This is a genomic window from Paenibacillus sp. SSG-1 (assembly GCF_002224835.1).
Taxonomy (GTDB): domain Bacteria; phylum Bacillota; class Bacilli; order Paenibacillales; family Paenibacillaceae; genus Paenibacillus_AQ; species Paenibacillus_AQ favisporus.
Genome location: NZ_MBRK01000001.1, coordinates 5,296,019 through 5,315,158 on the forward strand (window position 1 = coordinate 5,296,019; position 19,140 = coordinate 5,315,158).

Consider the following 19,140-nt stretch of genomic DNA (forward strand, 5'->3'; position numbering starts at 1 on the left):
ATTTTAATAGACAGTTCAGTCTGCTATGTTCCCCAATAAATCAACAATGGCGTCTAATTTACCCATATATCTTCCGCAATTACGAAAGAATTGTATCAAATTAATTAAGACGTTTAGGTCTGTTTTTTAAATCCACGCCCCACGTTAAAAAGACGACGCCAATTGCGGCAAAAGTTACATAATTACTTATTTTCCCTACAATATTTTCATTTAAATAGTAGAGACCATATAATGAAAATAATGGTGATGTTATGAGCAAAAATTTCACCACTATCATAAAAATATACTGACCAATTCGTCTTTGTTTGCTCCCCTTTTTTTCAGCGATTTTATAACTAACCTTAGAAAAATCATAAATTGTTAAAAATAGTGCGATAATACTAGTGTAAGCAGTTATTTTATTACTTATTGGTATCCAAGGATTAAAAGAAAAAATTGCAATAATTATGTATATTCCTGCAGCACAATAAAAAAAGCGAGTTTTTATTCTTTGATACAATCGTCTCAAATCCTTTTCCATTTTTTCTATAAATCAATTAAATCCTCATCTTCCGATGAGGGGCTAGAATCTTTAAGCGGATTTCATGGCGAATGAAATTATGATGTAGATTGCGGACGCCCCGGCGAATGCTAAATAAATTTATCGGCCAGATTCTCGGTGATCATTCGTTTTTACGTCATTTACTTTTCCGCCTCAATCAACAGAATACGATCCTGAAACTTGCCCCTTTTTTGCGTGCTCTTCCTGCAGCTTTTTTCTCAGTTTCGCAATATAGTTTTGTATTATTTGGTGTTAGAAGTACTTCTATGATTGATTTGTTGAGGGTTCTAATTAAAATCTTAAAATTGCAAATACTGCTGCAATTTTTTATTATTTCTTCAATGAAATTCTACATAGACCTTACTCCTTGTTAAAATGAATTTCGCATAACGTTCCCGTATTGAGGACGCGGCGAATGCCGAGTGTGTCTGGCTGCTTTTGCTTTCACGAATTCCTTCCACGCCTGACCGAGGAACATGCCGATAATGAGTATAATGTTATATGATGATATCCAGTCTCCTCAAATATAATTTATAGTGTCGTCTAACTATATAAAATGACCACACTTTGATAAAGTGTGGCCTCATATTTAGACTCACTAATCTCGATTTTGTTCACTATATGACTTCTTCAATTCTTCCAGAAATGCTTTTCTAGAATCATTAATTTTTCTGACCTGAGAAAGAAGTTCTTCTTCCTGAGCAATCTGTTTTTCATAATAATCTTCAGCACCAAAACGTGCCATTCTTTCATGATATCCCTGAATTCTTTCTAAGATACCCGCCTCTAACTTTGAAAACTCAACCAAGCTTTTTTCTAATTCCTTAATAATTTCAATAAAGTCAGCTTTATTTCCTTTGATCAACTTGTTCACCCCCTTTCGAACAAATTAAAATATGATATCAAAGGTTATAATTAATCCTTTATAGTTACTAAACTAACTTTTTTTTCTAATAGCTACTCTTTGACTTCATATAAGATTACTCTCTAGTTTTGATAATTAATCTTGAACTTTGAATTTTCAAGATTTTCAAAATGTATTTTAGAATTGTTTGAAATAATCTTTCTGAATATTTCCGATAATGTTTCTTGGATTCACGACCTTCGTTTCCCTTAGTTAGCTCTTTATCCCACAGAAACGAATGTGTTGGTGAGCTACTTTTTCGCTTTTATATCTTCTTCCAACCAAGGGCGTAGCCCGCAGCTTGAATCTGGTGTTATCAGATGTAATCGGCATCCTGTCCACTTACTGAAATAAATATAGATTTGTTGTCAGTTAAGTTATGAATTTATTCTTTTAAATATTAATTTAAGCCGAACTCCAATAATTGCTTTAACTACTCTTGTTTGTAGCATAAGAGGTAATATTAATAATTTTAAATATTCTGAATAACCACTATTCAAGCTAATTAGTTCCAAATCAAAAAAAAGAAAAATACCTTACTCTCGGAATGCAGCGGCCTGCCCGTGAATCTTTTCGGTTTCGTCCGACAAATTCCATACGGTTGCCTCCAAGATATGAAACCTCCGGCCTGTGCTGGATATGCGGATTCCCGTGTAGTTATCAATATAGCCTTGTTCGCCTACCGTTCTAAGAAAAACCGACCGCGCCTCCCGTTCCATCGGTTCCGCGGTGAGTCTTGACGGAGTGCTCGTGAACTTGTCCCAATCCATTGCCCATAGCTCCAGCGCCGCCCGATTGCCGAAGTTCAGGACCGGGTCGGTCTCTGTTCCGTGGGAAAGCACCACACAGGGTGCGTTAAATAATTATTCGAACGGTTGGCTGTCTGAGGCTGTCTCACCCAGAAGCGATTGTCCGGTCAATCTTTGATAGCTCTCCATGATCAATCTTGCATGCTCGTTAGTGGCTCCTATTCCACTGTAATGCATAACCGAAATCCCCCTCTTATCCGTCTCAAGATCATATTATAGGTATGTATATCTCTTGACTTTCATCGAGCTGGCCGTGTTCATCATTCATACTTCCCTCTATGTTTTCAAATCTATCATTCTTCTTCGAGTTGAAAATGTTCTGTGAGACGTTCAATCGTAAACTGGTTTCTCAGCTTACAAGCAGAGTTTTGGTTCGCAAACATGCCTTTCTCCCAGATGGCCTCCTGCTTAGGAACCGTCTTGAGCCATTCTACCCGTACGACGTATTCGCACAGATCAGGATCATCGACATCTTTATCCATTTTGACATGTAAGTCCGTTTCCAGCAGCGGCACGCTCTCGCCATCGATCTCGACCTGAAAGTCCTTGATCGGCACGACTTCATCGGTAACGATACCAACGCCCACGTATCCCACTTTAGGAATACATACAAAAACTCTAGCGCCTGGCTTCAGGAGGTTCAGCGTATTGCTGTACCACTTCCCTTGCCCTGCCGATATAAAGCCATATCTTCTGCAATCCTCCCAGTTCCGGTGAATGCCGTCTCCTAAGGACACATAATAATCTTTGCCGTTCCATGGGGCTTTTCCCGTTTTCCGGCTGTTCACACTGGATGACTTAGCCTCCAATTTATGGGGATCAATGAGCCAATTTCTGGCCAAATATTCGTTATCTCCATCTTTAAAATAATGAAAAAAGACTGCATTTACCGGTACTGCAAAGCCCGTGAGATAGTCGATGATTCTTTCCGTTGCTGGGTCCAGCTCAGCAGAAACGATAATCAATTGATGAGATTCGTTTAAGGTTCCCGGAAAGTCGGTCTGAAAATGATCCACAAAATCCTGCTCCAATTGCCCGCCTGGATTTTTCTCACTATAGATTTGGATGATTTCCGTGTAAGTTAACTGTTGAATCCATGAAGCATAATCCAGCGTTTGGGCCACAACTTCCCGTGGGGTTTTGTTACGCTTGAGCTCGATTACGACCAAATTTCCTTCGGAGTTCATGGCCAGGATATCAATGAATTTGCCAAACGCTGTGAGGACCTGTCTCCCTATTAGCATTAAGGACGGATCGATAATGCTAACATCATGAGTAATTATATCCTCAAGCTTACGCTCCGTTTCAATACTGGAAAAATGAATTCTTTCAACAACTCCGTTAATTTTCCAGACTCCTAGTTCGATGGGCATGGGAATGCTCCTTTCGTTTTGAATAATAGATAAAGTTAGCTGGAGTATTTTTCATGTAACACTACACTAAGTACGATGTTTTACATATAATAGGAGTTGCTGACTCAATAAACTTTTGGGCAATTATACCTATTATAATACCAGAGAGGAACAATCTAAAGAATGAAAAAGGTGGCCTTGTTAATTGCATTGATTAGCACCGTACTATTATCATCAGCTTGTACTATCTCACCAGTCCAATCAAATACATCCCAACCACTAGATACTACAGATAAACAAGAAGGAGTGGAGGTAAGTAACGATGATGCGGCCAATTCGCCTAATAAAGAGACCGATATGGCTGCATCACGACACGATCAGCAAGAGATTGAGACGTCGGATAGTGAATCACAACCAGAGAATACCTCCATGGATATTTCCGCCACTGACTCATTAATCCGATCTCCTGAAGGGAAAAATTTATCTCAAGTAAAGTGGACTCCCGGTGCGCCCGATGTATCTTTGCCAATGAAATTTGGTAAAACGAAAGCGGAATTAGTGATTGGTTTGGATCACCCCAATGGAACTAAAGCCATTGTTTACTTCCCTTCATCTTCGGTAGGTTGGTCTCTTGATATGTCTGGTGCTGATGGCTCTGAGGCATTCGATGATTACGGTGATTTGCAGGAAGGTTACAAAATGCAGGCTGCTCTCCATGACTTCGACCAGGATGGTATAAATGAGTTAATTGTTGCAGCTGGCGACTCTTTAATTGATGAATGCATCTGGGTATATTCCTTTACTACTGTCGGGGACTTGAGAAAAATTAACCCTATTAACCAAGAGCTTTCAATTACTGGGCAGTCTTATGTAGAGCTTGTTGGCAAGGAACTTATGGTACCCTATGGATCGCAAGGGTTATTCGACTCTTATAAGTATGTGGATAAGCAGTTTATGAAGCCAGTATATTAATACCTTTTGTTCGAGGGAGTGCAAATAGTTAAATGTATTAAGTCTTTATAGCGTGATAAATTTAATAGTTTTAATCTAACAAACAAAAAAGCTGCGTAAAAACGCAGCTTTTAATATTTATAAAAGCCTACCTGCCAAAATCACTGCAACATCTGTGTAAGTTTGTAGATGGCTGTTGCCGCTTCAGCTCTTGTAATTTCTCCCTTAGGCCCAAAGGACCCATCATCGTATCCTCTCATTACCCCGATTCCACTTATATTATCAACATCTTTCCGAGCCCAACTGCTAATTAAATCATTATCGGCATACAATGTAACCGAAGGTTTAAACGAAATTAACTTTTCTTTAGCAGTATTAGAAAAAACAACGGCAGCCTGTTCCCGGGTAATAAATTCATCGGGTTTGAAGCTATTTTTATTGTATCCTTGGATTATACCTTTGTTAAAAGCAGCATTCAGATCAGATGCATACCAGGCATTTGCTTCCACATCCAAAAAATTAAGATTATATTTTTCATTTGGATTATAATTCATTGCCCGGGTTAGCATAACAGTAAACTCAGCCCTAGTAATTTTTTTGTTGATACCGAAGGAATTGTCTGAATAGCCTTTAACAACTCCTTTTTTTGCAAGGGCCATTATTGCTTCATATCCAAAATGTGTTGTTGGTACATCAGTAAACTGAACAGTAGTTATCGATGGAACTTTATCGTCTTCTTCAGTCGAATTTTTATTAGAACCAGTTTCACCTGAATCAGTAAGAGCCTTTTCGGATAAATCCCCATCATATCCTCCGTGCCCATTTTGTGGAGATGTAGAAGATTCTGGATTTGTATCCTTACTTTCGTTTCCGGGATCGGTAGTTACTGGACCAGGATTTGGTGTGGTATTGACATTTATAGTAGCTCCACTTCCATCGGCCGGTGCTAAAATACTTACACTGTTTCTAGCAATAACTTCAGGCATTCCGTAGGCATTTATACTCAAAGCAGAAACAGTATAGTTATAGGTTTTACCAGGGGCGATCCCAAATTCTTTATAAGATAAATATCCGTTCTTATCAGGAACAATACTATCAATAGGTTGGTTTCTATCAGTTTCTGTATCATATCTTAAAACAAGAAACCTATTGGTACCGTCATTAATAGGTACAAAAGTCGTTTTGAATGGGCTATCTACCACATAATTTGCACTTGAATCGACTAATCTAAATTTAAATGTAACCGTGGCTGGCTCTAAATCAGCTGGAGAGACATTAATAGATAGCGGCAATCCAGAAGTGTGTACAAGTAATGGACCACTTGAGGTCTCACCTTCGCTGTTTAATCCAATTATTTCATATTGGTACATTCTGTTTGGAACAACTGTGTGATCTATAGCCTCAGTTATTTGTCCTTGATAAACTAATGTTTTACCGTCCCTAATTACTTTATATGAGGTTGCTGTTGATAATCTATCCCACTTAATTTCAACTGTGTCATTGGATACACTAGTTACTGAAATATTTGTTGGAATGCTTGGGGCTTCGCCAGGATTAGCGTGTAACGGAACTGAAACTGATTTAATCGCCTTCTTACTTTTAATACCACTTTTGTTGGCGATCACACCATATACATACGTTAAACCTTCGCTAACACTATTATCTTTATACGTTGTTGATGTCACAGTAGTGACTTCTTCACCGTTACGGAGAATAGTATAATTTTCTACGTCACTAACTTCATCCCAAGCCATCGTTACGGTATTATAAGTTATATCAATAGGCTTTAGTCCCACGGGCGCAGAAACAACTTCTGTGTATGTTAGCTCATTCAACCTTCTCTCAATACTTTTGACTCCATTCTTTATTGCCACTACCGAATACTGATACATTCGTCCCGGAACAAGCCCTGTGTCGTTATACTCCATGTCTGTTCCCGTGTATACAATTTTATCCCCGTTTTTCAATTCATAACTAGTTGCCCCACGCACAGCTGCCCACCCCAACTTGAGGGATGTAGGTGTTCTTCCTAATAATTTTAATTCACTTGGTGCAGAAATGGTTTCGGGAAGTGGATCCGTCGAACTACTTGGAATATTTACATGTACCTCAACAGGATCACTATAAATCGTTCCGTTTAAAGCACGGACTTTATAACTGACTGTAGAACCTTTTGCCACATTACTATCGTAATAAGGGCTGGATTTTGTCTCGACTACGAGGCCACCAGTCCTTTCTACCTGGATACCAATAGATGTATCGGGTTGTATCCAACTTATCACGACTTTACTCCCATCCCATTCTGCTTTAACATTCGTTGGAATCTCAGTTGGGAATGGTAAATTGTCAGGTGAAATCGTGAATACTTTAACAAGTTTTTCTTCGCTAGTTCGCTTAGCATCTTTTGCTATCAGTGTGTATGTGTATTCCTTTTCTGGGCTAAGACCTATATCCTCAAAAGAATTTTGAGGCCCAGTATAAATAACAGCCCCGTCACGTTTAAGTTCGTAATAAGTAGCATCATTTACGGGATCCCAATGCATCATAATTTCACTCGGAGATTGAGGGTAAACTCGAAAATCGGTTGGGGGCAATAAAGGCTCCTCAACTAATGTTGTAACGGCAGTTCCATTGGTATCACTAGAAATATTACCGTTCAATGCCGATATTTCATATGTATAACGCGTATTGGGAATAAGTCCGATATCTTTAAAGCTTAGATCTGTTCCTTGATAAACTATAATTCCATCACGGGTTAGTACGTAAGAAGTTGCATTTATGACTGGTTTCCAAGAAAGTTCCACACTAGTGGTATGGGCTTGTATCTCACCAAACGGAACATAATTCGGTTTGTCTGGTAGTTGAGTTAAAGAGTTCGCATTTGTAAGACTAGAATCCTCGTTTAATGAAATAGCTTGACTAGATGGCTCATTTTCAAACGTTACATCAGCACTAACTTTGGGGCTTCCAATCCCTAAAAAGGAACTTCCTAATACTATTAAAGATACTGATGTTGCAATAATTTTTTTGTGTCCTCTCAATGTTCTCCCTCATATTCCTAGAATTTATTTTCACTAACATCAAACTAGTTATATAAACCCTCCTATTCAATAAAATACCAATGGAGAGTCTAGCTCACTAGCATCGCCGTATAGATCCCTCGCCCACCAGGAATGATCGGCTATCGCGATTGGTCCATTGGCCGATTATAAATTTGACATACAACTTTTCTTCAGATCTTTCTTTGCGGGGTGCTCTTAATTTATTCAGGTCGCAAAATCTTCAAATCTGAACTTGCCCAGCTAGGAAATCCCCTCTATAAATGAGTATTTTAACCTTCACTCAATTTCTTAGTTATCATTTCAGCCAATTGAACAGGACTGTAATCTTTAGCTTCAAGATACCCATACCTGTCCGTAATTCCTGGAATTGTTGTATGATCTAAACAAATAGGCAATATGTATTCGCCATTTCTGTATTGCCGATGCATAGCACTGTTGCGTTCAAGATTACACCAAGCCTTTTTTGTATATACTTCAGATATAAACATTACGCAATAATTAGCGCTATCGCTAAACAATTGGTCCAGGTATACTGGTAAATCTTTTCCCCATAAGAATACTTCTTCAAACTCATCATAGAACACCCTAATGCCTTTATCCTTTAATTCTTTTGCGATGATCTCCACATAGCTCCGATCTTCTCCAGCGTAGGATAAGGCAACGTCATATTTATGACTTTGACTGTTGACTTTATCTGGAGCTTGTTCGCTACGATAATTATTTACATTCATATTTCCTACGGATACTATTTTCCCATGAAACTGCCCTCCATTAATTACAATCCCATTGTTAGTTTTCATATGCCACTCCTTTTTTAACTACTTTGAAAAGCATTTTTCACTTGCCTTATAAATTTGTTTGTTTGATCCCCTACTGAAACCACATCTCCGTTGAACTCCCCGCCATTTATCATAACGCCCTTGTTTATAACAGTTTCTTTTCGTTGAACAAACTCAGATACATCGACGCCAATGCTCTCTAGATACTCCACAATGCTGTCTGTATAACAACGCTCTATTTGTTTTTTGTACATGTCCGAGTCAGTTTTTTGAAAGTAATTTTGCATTTTTTCATTCGCGGCCATTTCCCTAATGCTTTCGAAAGCGCCATAATCAAATTTATGAGTATCATCTACCTGTTTAGCAAAATTCCTTTTATCCTTCCAGCCGGCAAAGAAAGCCATACCACTCCTAACGGCCCGATAAGGAGATAATGGTAGATAATAAAGAGCGGGTAATATTGAAGATATACCCATTTTCAGAACGCGTCCAAAAGGAATAGAAGAACTAAACTTATCAATCTCATAATATTCAGATTTCAGTGGTGGTAAAGCATAGTAATTAGCCTCTACAAATAGATGTTTGTCATTTTTACTCACTCTAAAAAAAGAAGAGAATACGAGATTGCCTTGCCATCCGACCACTTGTACCGACTGGTAATAACGAATATTCTCTTCCTGTATCTCTTTATACTGATCAATTACTGCATCCGATACTACAGAAAGAGGAGCATGGTAGGGGTCAAAAAGAAACCGTCCGTCATCCCGAATTTCTCTCCCATTTACGTATAGCATATCTTTAACTGTTAGATTCGGAATTACTAGAGACTCCATATTCCTGCGAATAAGGTCATATAAAGTATATAAAGAGACCTGGTCTGTTACTTCTCCCTCTTTTCTCTCAATACTACAAACAAACGACCAACTATCCACTTTATTTCCCGAACCTACAAATGGATTATAACCGCTGTAATATACTACATTACCATCTTGAATTTTTTCCAAATCTTGAATACGTTTTTCATATTTCAATTCAATCCAGGATTTCTTTTCGCTCTGAGCATCATTGATTTTCAAATCTTTTGCAACGATTCGATACCCAACATATAAATTAGCCCAACGTAAAAAGATTGATATTAACCAGGGATAAGTAAAAATAATCATTACAAAATGCAAAATACCAAGAACAACTCCATAGGAGTTAAACGATGAAAAAAGAGCTCCAAATAACACAAGGGACAATAAGGTCTCCACTATAAAATCTCTCATATGTGCTCTTAAACAGTGTCTGGCAACAAGAGGAACATCAACTCCATATGAAGGTGCTATATACCGAATGGTATTGTCGATTATTTGTTCAAATACTTTGGTCCTGAATTTAGAACTAATCTCTGCTGCTGCACATAAATACCTTGTAATATCATAGTGCGGTTTTTTCATCACTATGAATCCTCCACTCTTCATTTTGGTTAAAAAATCTGATTAGTCTGGTAAACTAAGAAATTATTCCATTATCTAGTTCTTGAGATTATGTAATTATCAAGTTGTTTACTTTTTTCATAAGCGTTATCGATATATTTATTTGGATCCTCCAAGAAATCTTCTTCATTAATTAATGAAATATAAGAACCGCTAAGAGAATTTATAGTCTGGCAAGCGTCGCATTCATAAATCGTAGGATCTTGATTAAATCGATTATTAATAATAATGTCATAGAGATATTGATTATTTGTTTGAATTGATGTATGACCATCATCATTAATAACAGTTTGTCTAAGCCAGGAATAGTCTTCATTATATTTCATAACAACACCTAGAACGCCATTTGTTCCTGATGTCCTGTCCCCTCGCTTAATTTGTTTTAATGAATATTCTATCTCCCAGTCAATCCATTTACTTTTTTTGATATTTGGAGAGATTATAACTATTGAGACTGATGTAGAGTAAATCATGTCCTTTAACTTTTCTTTAATATAATCAGTAGTTTTATCAGAAAAATCAGGGGAATCACTTGTTTCACCCTGATAATATCTTGCATTTTCCCCCAAAGAATCTACAATTCGGTCCCTAAGATGACTAGCTTCGGAGTATTTATAAGAAATAAATGTTTTATATGCCACTTTTTCCACCTCTTTTTAATAAAAATGGTACAAGGTACTTTTTCCAAATCAGAAGCCTAAAGATTGTAAAATTTCATCTGCTAACGACCTGTAATCTAAACTTGTAAGTAACTTTTTGTTTTGTTCCTCAGTCAATCCATTTATTAGATTATCACCGTTTTCGATCTTATCTTTAGCCAATTCTGAGGAACGTCCACCTACAGAACCAATGATAAATGCTGGAATGCCGTTATTCTGAGCCAATTCCAATTCCTCATCGATACCTGGCTTAATATGCTTATGTTGTTTTCCTCCAATTAAAACAATACCAGCTGCTTCTTCGTCTGATATCATTGCTTGCCGCATAGCAGTTAAACTCTCTTCTCGATCATTATTAATATTCTCCGTTGCAAATACAGTTGCATGACTAGTTAATTCGCTTATTGCTGCTTGAGTAACAAAATGCTTCGAGATATACATATGAACAGCATTTATATAGTCATTAGGACGCAATCTTCTTGCCAATTCAAGAATCATATGTTGAAAAGTTGGGTGGCTTCCAAAAATAATAGTCCCACCTTTGTCTAATACAGCTTTAGCAAAGGAGTAAACTGCATTTGTCAATTGTTTTTGGAATTCAGGTTCATAATCTGGAAATGCCCCTGAAATAATAATTCCTTTTTTAGTTGCAGTTCTTTTGTCCGACAATAGATATTTTTGGAGGAAGGTTACATATCCATCAATCGAATCAACACAAATTGGACCATTAACATTTAAAGAATCTAGAGATGTATTCGGCCCTAAAAGTAACCCAGAATCAAAGTGATAACCTAGAGCTGGATGTGGTTGATAACCTAGTTCCGAAAGTAACGGTTCAAAACTCCTTTTGTCCACATCCTTAGGATTACGGCCAAATAACTGAAAAATATGACTTAGTGGACGCTGATAATATTGTAATACTTCTACCTTTCTAGGGACTTCCACTCGATAGACCATATTTTTTTTATTTATAGGAGTTAACTTTATTCTTTTTGAACTAGCAAGCTGTTGAAGACGGTTAAAGTGATCAATTACAGTCATTGCATTATTTCTGCTTATCTGAAAGGCTTTATGAATTATGTCATCAATAATATTTTGTGATCCCTCTAAATCAACACCATCCAGATTCTCAAAACTAAAATGGGGGCTTCCTCCCGGTAAGACTTCGAGATTAGTTCTATCTGAGTTAGGCCCTAACTTTACCCAAACTATAGGCAAATTTAAACCTAAAGCAATTTGTAGTTCTCTCTTTATCCACTTTGATTCGCCACATCGGGGAGTATCAAGTAATATAACAGCGTCGCTGTTATACAAGCTCTTCTCTATTTCTTCCTGTGCGTCTTGCCCTACATTAATACTAATTAGATCTCTAAATACCTCTACTTCATTGGCACGTCTTCTAAATTCATTGTAAAATTTTGAAGCAATTTCTTCGCCATCAATTCTACGATGACTGATGAAAAGATTCATTTGCTCAACTGACATAGTTGGTTGGATTTTAGACATGATTAATCGAACAAGAGCAAAGGCAACTGTATCTATATTTTTATCTGTCAATCTCCTTTGACGTAATTGATCAACCACTTCAAAACTTTGAATGTGAGAGATTACCGAGGCAGGTGTTCTTGTTGGCTCATATAATGATATCGGAATGATCTGACACCCTATTTCTAAAGCACAATTAAGAAGAAGTAAAATATTTTCAGAATATTCCTGACTTTGATTGTTAAAGATAACCAACACATCATCTGTTTGTAATGAAATTTCATGAAGATGCATTGTGGTTTTGAGACTTCGTACATCTACATAATCTTCTAGTTCCGAACGCAACAAATAGTAAAACGTATCTGTTAGCGTATCATTTCCAATTGTAAGATTTGGACTTAATAGTACTGCTCCCATGCGAACCCTCCATTATTAAATAATTATTTAAAGCCATGAATTATCTGATATATATTCCTCCCATCTAGACATATACCCAACCTCTTTCCATAGCCATTTTGACCTGTTTATCACTTACACCAAACGAATAATCAGTTCTTAATAACTAGGACAAATTACATATATCCATTATAATCCCCTATACATGTCGAATGTTGTTAGTTTATGTCTATTTAATAAATTGTTTACATACTCGCTTACGTTTACTCTGGCGAATATTGATAATGGAAAGCTGGAAATGGTAATATGCCGTCATTATTTTTTTGTGAAATTATTTTTAAATAGTAATCTTTTATCCTTTGTAAGTGAAAAGCTCCTCCCTACTGAATTTAATTCTCTTGTGAGTTTTAATATTAAATGAATCCTCCATCATTAACTTTATGTGTATAATTTCCATCTAAATATGACGAATTCAAGAAGCTAAAGGCTTGCAAGAACTTGCCGTTGCGTGTGCAGTTAACAATAATTCGAGTCCTTTAATCCTTCAAACAAAAAAGCCGCGTAAACACGCAGCTTTTTAAATACATCGTTATTTTTCCAATCCCCGAATCCCCAACACCCGCTTCGCCAAATCCACCTGCTCATGATCCAGCTCCACCTTCACCGAACCTGTACGTCTCTGCTCACGCCATTTGATGATATCCTCTTCTGTCTCTAATTTTAGCTCAGCAATTTCCGCAGCCCGGTCAAAGATGTACTTCGATGTATACAACGCCGTATAGATCCCCCGCCCACCAGGAACGATCGGTTTATCCCGCCTGATCCATTGCTCGATCGTAAACTTGACGTAAAGCTCCTCTTCTGAACCTCTCCTCGCAGGACGCTCAGTGATTTCTTTGCGTCGTAGAACCTTCCAATCCACAATGCGCCCATACCAATGGATACCGGTCTCCCCAGTAGAAGCAAACTTCCCTTTCGATTGATAGAGCGCAATATATTCGATCTGCGTTAGGATCTTGTGATCCGTGATGTTTTCAAGCGGCATATGGTAGAACCTAAGCTCCAGCGCCTGCTCCAACTGTGAAGGCTCTCGCAGCGAGCCTACTAAAACATTTTTGCCAGACATTTTATCCTGGTAGTAACTCTTCGTGCCTCGTGGTCTTGTGGAGCGTTCGTAGGCTTTTTCGGGACTGTCCATAATGATCTCATCCACGAAGGCTTCCATCAGACTTGTTGAGTTCGGAAGAAACGGAAAGGCCCCTACATTTACGAGCTCGATACTTTTATAAAAACGGTGCTCCCGAAATTGCCCCTCATCATGGTATGGAAAGAGCACATACGCTCCAAACATGCTCCGTTCATACTCTCGGTCTTGTCCTTCCCCATCCGCATACACAATCGCGTCCCGGTACCGATGCATGGTGTTGATATCGTCTTCCTCCGGACCGGGCTGACTGTATTTATCATAATAGGAAGTCCCCTCATATGCCGGGTTCAAACGATATTTCGCGTCAAAAATATACTTGTACTCTACCGAAGCCTCATTTTTCTTTAGCGTCAGTACGTTATCCGGCCTCTGGCCGAGCGTCTCGCTTTTATCGCCTTTCGGAAGGGCATTGTAATATAGGGTGAATAGCTCTCCGTTCTTCGGGTTGCGGTACACCATTTTGGCTTTCGCAGACTTGTCCAAAGTCACAAAAATCCCATTCCGCTGGACCTTAATAATATCTTGCTTAAGAAGCTCGTACTTCTGGCTGAGAAGATCGTGAATTTTCAGGAAGCACCAATACTCATACAGCTGCGCCAAGTCTTTCATCGAGAGCCGGAACAGGTCGGTTTGGATCGATAGGCCTTTCATCAGCATCAAATAATTGCGATATACCTCCCGATACCCGGGCGCCATTTGTAACACTAAGGACACCGAGAGCTGCTTCATTCCGCCAACGTTGAGAAAATCGAGCCTCAGCAGCCGCTGCAATTGATTCTGCATCGAGTCGATTCGCTTCATTAGGAGAGGATCCTGCATCCGCGTTTTTCCCGATAGTCTGGATTTCAGCTCCTTCAATTTACTTGATATGCGTTCGAGAACCCACCTTACAAAACGATTCTCCAACGTGTCATATTGAATCCGCCGTTTCGTCTCCAACGCATGGCTTGGATATAACGTTTGCCCGTTGATGGGAATAAATCCGATCTTGTCATCGGGTCTAAGCAACTGAGGATGCTTCGTCAGATAAGCGATGTTCTCCTTCCCGGTCTTCTTTACTCTAGCTGCCTCGACCCTTCTCATCTCTTTCTCTAACCTATAATTAGGCGAAGTCTCAATTCGTGCCACGGCCTGGACAAGCTGGTCAAATACATGCTGCAAAATCGTAAAAAACTCCGTCAAACTCTGATGCTTCGTTTCTTTTAACCCGGTTAAATGGTACGTCTTCCGTAGAAAATCAAAGGACAAGTTATAGATCTGCCGATTCACATCGTTTAGAATCATTTGGTAATCTTGTTTGTAATCCATTTTAGAAGGGAAGATCTCGAGTTGTAGTTGAAAAATCGCCTCCCCACTCAACCGAAGCTCCAGATCGGTTAGCCCTACCTCATTCTGAAAATTCAGGATCCCCGATAGGATCGTCTGACCCAGCGGCTTAATCGCCTGTCTGACGCTAGCATTATCGTGATGAAAGGTCATCGCCAACGTCTGCTTCTTCTCCACCACTAGTTCATAAGACTGCGTTTCGAAAAATAGCGGCCAACTCCGCTCTCCCACCTGCCATGGGATAAGCCCCCCTTGTTCCGGTGAAAATATCGAAATTTGTTCGATCTGAAGTTTACTCGAAAGAGAGCGAACCAAAAGACTGGTATCGATCCACTCTCCATCCTGGCAGCGATGCAACTGCAATGACTCCACCGTAGGATGATAGGGCTTGCCTTGAATATACAGATTGAAGAGGTTGGTTTCGATGCGCAGCAATTCAACGCTCTGATTAAGAGAGCCAGTAAGAGGTGAATCCATCTTCTTCTAACCTCCGCAGCATAAAGGCGATTTTCCGGGCGCTAAGTGGATGTTTAGCCTTCTTTTCTTCTTGATCGTCATTCCATTCTTGGTCGATGTTAGACGCATCTTCCATGAGGTCGGAGAACGAAGAGAGCTTTCTTCCTAGTGCCCCCTCTAGAAGCTTTAATAGGACGCGTTTCACGGATAAACTGCTCCCCTGAACGCGTGGTAAGATTTTCTGCAACAACTGTAGATCAAAAGCTTCGTCGGGAGCAAGTAATTCATAGCGTTGATTGTAAACCATATAAAAACAGATCGAATCCCGAATCCGGAATCCCACATGGGAATGGATCTCTTCTAAAATATGATTAATCTTGACTAACTTCTCTGTCGTCGCGTGAACCAAGTCCGTATAATCGGCGTACACGTCAACTAGCTGCAAATACTCACTTCGCAGAAATGAGTTATGCACGGGAAGCAGCGTCTCCTCCTCTTGCAACGCAAGGCTCGGATATTGCTGGAGATCAATATAGTTAAACTCTATCGTGTTCGCACGATCCAGTACCTTTTTGCTAAAAGGATGCGTCGTCTCGTCCATGTTCACTGTACCAATCAAATACACGTTATCCGGTATGGACAAGTCCCCATAAACCGATTGGTCCTCCTGTAGCAAGGACTCCCGGTTGATAAGCTTGGACGTGACAATCCGATCTTGCTTCCACTCCTGCGTCTCAATCACGCTGAGTACATCGCTGAAGTAGTACTCCACCCGAGCCAAATTCATCTCGTCCAGACAGATAAAATATGGCTTATGCTGATTCGCCGGCTGAGAAGCTTCAACGAGTACCTCAGCTAAACGACCGGGCCGAAATGCACCCGATAAGTCCTTGTATCCTAATAAATCCGAAGGATCGCTCCAGTCCGGTCGTACTGGGATCAGGGTAAACTGATGGTTATCCCCCGTAGCGCCAAGCGCTTCGGCAAATAGCTTCACGAGCTTGGTTTTGCCGGTACCCGACACCCCTGCTAAGATGACGAAAGGCTTGGTTTTCAGAGAGAGGTATAGGTTCTCGATTAAGCTCTTCGGGTAGTGGAATCCTTTTTGCTCGATGAAGGCTTTAATCTGCTGCACTTGCCCAGGCACGCTTAATGAACTCAAGAGCTCTGCCTCCTCTTTATTCGTAATAGAGTTATGCTCGTCATGATTGTTGTTCAGGACATGCTCCACATATATCTTGTAGTTTGACACGAAATTTTCTAAATCAGTCCATAGCTGTTCGTCATCTGGTAGAGCGTCTCGATCATAACGTATATAGGCTACTGTGGAGACCTGATAGTCGCGTCCTAAGCCACTAGTGGTAAGATGAATCTGGTCGTCTTTTTGCATGTTTTCGAGGGGAAGTAGGCCCCTGATTTCATTTACCTTTTCTATGAGATACTGGTATCCATCCTTCTTCCCACGTTCTTTAGTTGGTAATGTGACCCCTTGGGCTAGGGTGAGATATACAGACTTCATATCCTCGGAAAACAAATACACTATGTATTCACCTTGCTGCGTTGTTTCAGTTATACGCTTATCCATGATTGCAATCCACGGGATGTTCGCCCAATTGCCTTGGCCAATCGAACCCTGAATTTTGTATTGTTCGTCCATGAAAGGAAGAGCTCTTAATTGTTCTGGGATTGTCTGTCTAAAAAGCATTCCTAGTGAATGTCCGGCAAAAGATTCTGTTCGGGCAGTCAGGTAGTTGTTTAAAATTTCGGAAAGAGCTTCATGGAGTGAAAAGGCGGGTTGAATGCCAGTAGACTCGAGCTTTTCATTGTAATGATGTAATTCTGTCTGAGCGTATTGCTCCAACTCTTCTAGCACATCCTCATTAAGCCTTTCGATTAACTCAGTTGTGAATGATATAGTCTGATTCTCTTGGTCTACCTCAAGGATGGAAGATAGAGCATCTATAGGCGTTCTAAGTAGTGACTTGGTCTGTCCTAACGTAAACTGATCCCAACTAACAGCCTCGTTTTGCGGCGGGGTATCTATTTTAAGACCTTCTTTTGATTTCTGCTGGTAATACGCCAAAAACCGCTCAGCAATGTTGCTAAGCGGGGCGTTAAAGAATTGGGTTTGATTGTGAAATTCTAGTAGAGAAAGGATAAGGACCATTTTATAGGATTTTTGTTTGTTTCTAAAGATTGTAGAAAGTTCATTAGGTAGCATATTGAATTCCTCCAGGCTGAGTTTAGTTCTATCATGCTGGATCAGTCAAAGATAATACTTCCATTATTATCGTGATTTTTTATTTTCATGATGATAAATATACAAATGAATTGTATTGCAACTGCTCTCGCACCTTGTTAGCTGATGTTCCATACATTTATCCATTCAATATTATCTTCCTTTTAATACTTTCTAGCTTTTCTTCTATGCCGTCTTTCTCATTATTTTTGATTGATTCGAGCATTTCGACAATATCTTTATCATCTAATGGAATAATAAGTCCTCTATCATCTTTGTAAGTGTCAGAACATCTCTGATATAATAAATCCTTATTTCCAATTTTTCTGCACATTAGTATTCCAAACTTTCCTTTGTTAAATGCAAATCTGCTGGAGAGTTGGTCTATTTCCGGATTTGCAATATCCTTTCCATAATTTTTACATTCTATAAAGATGTATGGACAGAAAATTTTATTAATATCTTGCAATCTATAAAAAAATCCACTTTGCGTAATATTATTCATTACTATATCAACTCTTTTTCTACCCTGATGCAGTTTTTCTTCAATCGTTGGGTTGTTTAGATGAGGATAAAAGAGAATTTCGAGAATTGATTTTATGAATTTATGATATTCTGACGCAGTTTTGGTTCCAACTGGAATACTCTTTAAACTTAATATCAAAGCATCAACTATATTATTAATGTCCTCAAATCCAGTAAATTGCATAATTTCATCATTAGAGAGCGATTTCACTGCTCCTGATCTTGACTTTCTAAACCTCTCAAACAGTTCAGGTTTTCTTTGTGTATATTTTTAGAAAATCCTTCCTACTTTCAAATTCACCATTTTCAATCCTGTTCCCTATATCTTTATCTACATCTTTTTTGGGAAGATAATATTCCTCTCTACCGTTTTTGTATTTTCTATATTTAACAAGTACCGAGCGTCTTCTTAATTGATCATCTCTTTCATCACTAATTACATAGTGCCACCCATATTTTTGCGCATTATATTCAGAAATAAATGTCACAATAGCTTTAGGTACTAATAATAATTCTCTTCCTTTGTAGTAAAGTAATTCTTCATTGGATGTTGTCCAATCTTCACTAACAGGATCCCAGTAAGGGAGAGTTTCATTTATTGTTAATGGAATTCCCCAAATATTACATTGTTCTTTTGTGTAATCAATAAGATGCTTCCGAATAATATTTGTAGTCATATCTGATAATTTATCTTTGTCAACATCATCCACAAATACAATAATGTCTTCTATATTCTGAACAATACCTGTCTCAATTGCTTTACTTCTAATAATTTCTTTAATAATATCAGTTGCGTTTTCAACACCAACCCCTCTTCCATTGTCTGTACCTGTTTTGCTAATCCCTAAACAAGTTTCTTTTGGTTCAGACATAAATTGAAATAATTCAATAGCCATTTCATGTTTATCATTACGAATATACTCTGCTACTTTAGAGAAAAAGTTTTTTATAGTTCTATTCACTTCAACTGA

At 38.7% G+C, this 19,140-nt stretch carries 13 protein-coding genes and 1 pseudogene; 1 reads left to right on the top strand and 13 read right to left on the bottom strand.

Annotated features, from left to right (window positions below; all coding sequences use genetic code 11):
* Positions 1 to 100 precede the first annotated feature (100 nt).
* From BCV73_RS24360 to BCV73_RS24375, 4 genes and pseudogenes are all read right to left on the bottom strand, one after another.
* Positions 101 to 520, bottom strand: a complete 420-nt coding sequence (locus BCV73_RS24360) for a hypothetical protein (protein WP_089548873.1) — start codon at positions 518 to 520, stop codon at positions 101 to 103.
* Between the two features lie 619 nt (positions 521 to 1,139).
* Positions 1,140 to 1,406, bottom strand: coding sequence for a hypothetical protein (locus BCV73_RS24365; protein ID WP_089548874.1), 267 nt, complete (start codon positions 1,404 to 1,406; stop codon positions 1,140 to 1,142).
* A 575-nt stretch (positions 1,407 to 1,981) separates the two neighbouring features.
* A pseudogene (locus tag BCV73_RS24370) lies at positions 1,982 to 2,296 on the bottom strand (MEKHLA domain-containing protein); the annotation flags it as partial.
* A 251-nt stretch (positions 2,297 to 2,547) separates the two neighbouring features.
* A complete protein-coding gene (locus tag BCV73_RS24375; RefSeq protein ID WP_089548875.1) occupies positions 2,548 to 3,627 on the bottom strand; it encodes an endonuclease NucS domain-containing protein in 1,080 nt (359 codons plus the stop codon).
* Between the two features lie 162 nt (positions 3,628 to 3,789).
* On the opposite strand from BCV73_RS24375, the gene BCV73_RS24380 reads away from it, so the two are divergent.
* Positions 3,790 to 4,578, top strand: a complete 789-nt coding sequence (locus BCV73_RS24380; protein ID WP_089548876.1) for a hypothetical protein — start codon at positions 3,790 to 3,792, stop codon at positions 4,576 to 4,578.
* Between the two features lie 140 nt (positions 4,579 to 4,718).
* Here BCV73_RS24380 and BCV73_RS24385 read toward each other — a convergent pair whose 3' ends face one another.
* The 9 genes from BCV73_RS24385 to BCV73_RS24425 form a co-directional block, all read right to left on the bottom strand.
* The gene (locus BCV73_RS24385; RefSeq protein ID WP_143811894.1) at positions 4,719 to 7,598 is read right to left on the bottom strand and encodes an S-layer homology domain-containing protein; all 2,880 of its coding nucleotides are present in this window, start codon (positions 7,596 to 7,598) and stop codon (positions 4,719 to 4,721) included.
* A 290-nt stretch (positions 7,599 to 7,888) separates the two neighbouring features.
* Positions 7,889 to 8,419 carry a toll/interleukin-1 receptor domain-containing protein gene (locus tag BCV73_RS24390; protein WP_089548878.1) on the bottom strand — a complete coding sequence of 177 codons (531 nt, stop codon included), beginning with the start codon at positions 8,417 to 8,419 and terminating at the stop codon, positions 7,889 to 7,891.
* A 14-nt stretch (positions 8,420 to 8,433) separates the two neighbouring features.
* Positions 8,434 to 9,837: a hypothetical protein gene (locus BCV73_RS24395; protein ID WP_089548879.1), complete on the bottom strand. Its 1,404-nt coding sequence runs from the start codon at positions 9,835 to 9,837 to the stop codon at positions 8,434 to 8,436.
* A gap of 71 nt (positions 9,838 to 9,908) precedes the next feature.
* Positions 9,909 to 10,517, bottom strand: coding sequence for a TIR domain-containing protein (locus BCV73_RS24400; RefSeq protein ID WP_089548880.1), 609 nt, complete (start codon positions 10,515 to 10,517; stop codon positions 9,909 to 9,911).
* A gap of 48 nt (positions 10,518 to 10,565) precedes the next feature.
* Entirely contained in the window at positions 10,566 to 12,437 is a 1,872-nt protein-coding gene (locus tag BCV73_RS24405; RefSeq protein WP_089548881.1) for an SLOG domain-containing protein, read from the bottom strand.
* Between the two features lie 568 nt (positions 12,438 to 13,005).
* Positions 13,006 to 15,426: a restriction endonuclease-like protein gene (locus BCV73_RS24410; RefSeq protein WP_089548882.1), complete on the bottom strand. Its 2,421-nt coding sequence runs from the start codon at positions 15,424 to 15,426 to the stop codon at positions 13,006 to 13,008.
* Positions 15,398 to 17,626, bottom strand: coding sequence for an MrcB family domain-containing protein (locus tag BCV73_RS24415; protein ID WP_089548883.1), 2,229 nt, complete (start codon positions 17,624 to 17,626; stop codon positions 15,398 to 15,400). The genes BCV73_RS24410 and BCV73_RS24415 overlap by 29 nt, the downstream gene beginning before the upstream one ends.
* Before the next feature lie 157 nt (positions 17,627 to 17,783).
* The gene (locus BCV73_RS24420) at positions 17,784 to 18,380 is read right to left on the bottom strand and encodes a hypothetical protein (protein WP_143811895.1); all 597 of its coding nucleotides are present in this window, start codon (positions 18,378 to 18,380) and stop codon (positions 17,784 to 17,786) included.
* A 37-nt stretch (positions 18,381 to 18,417) separates the two neighbouring features.
* Entirely contained in the window at positions 18,418 to 19,131 is a 714-nt protein-coding gene (locus tag BCV73_RS24425; protein WP_218828185.1) for a hypothetical protein, read from the bottom strand.
* Positions 19,132 to 19,140 lie beyond the last annotated feature (9 nt).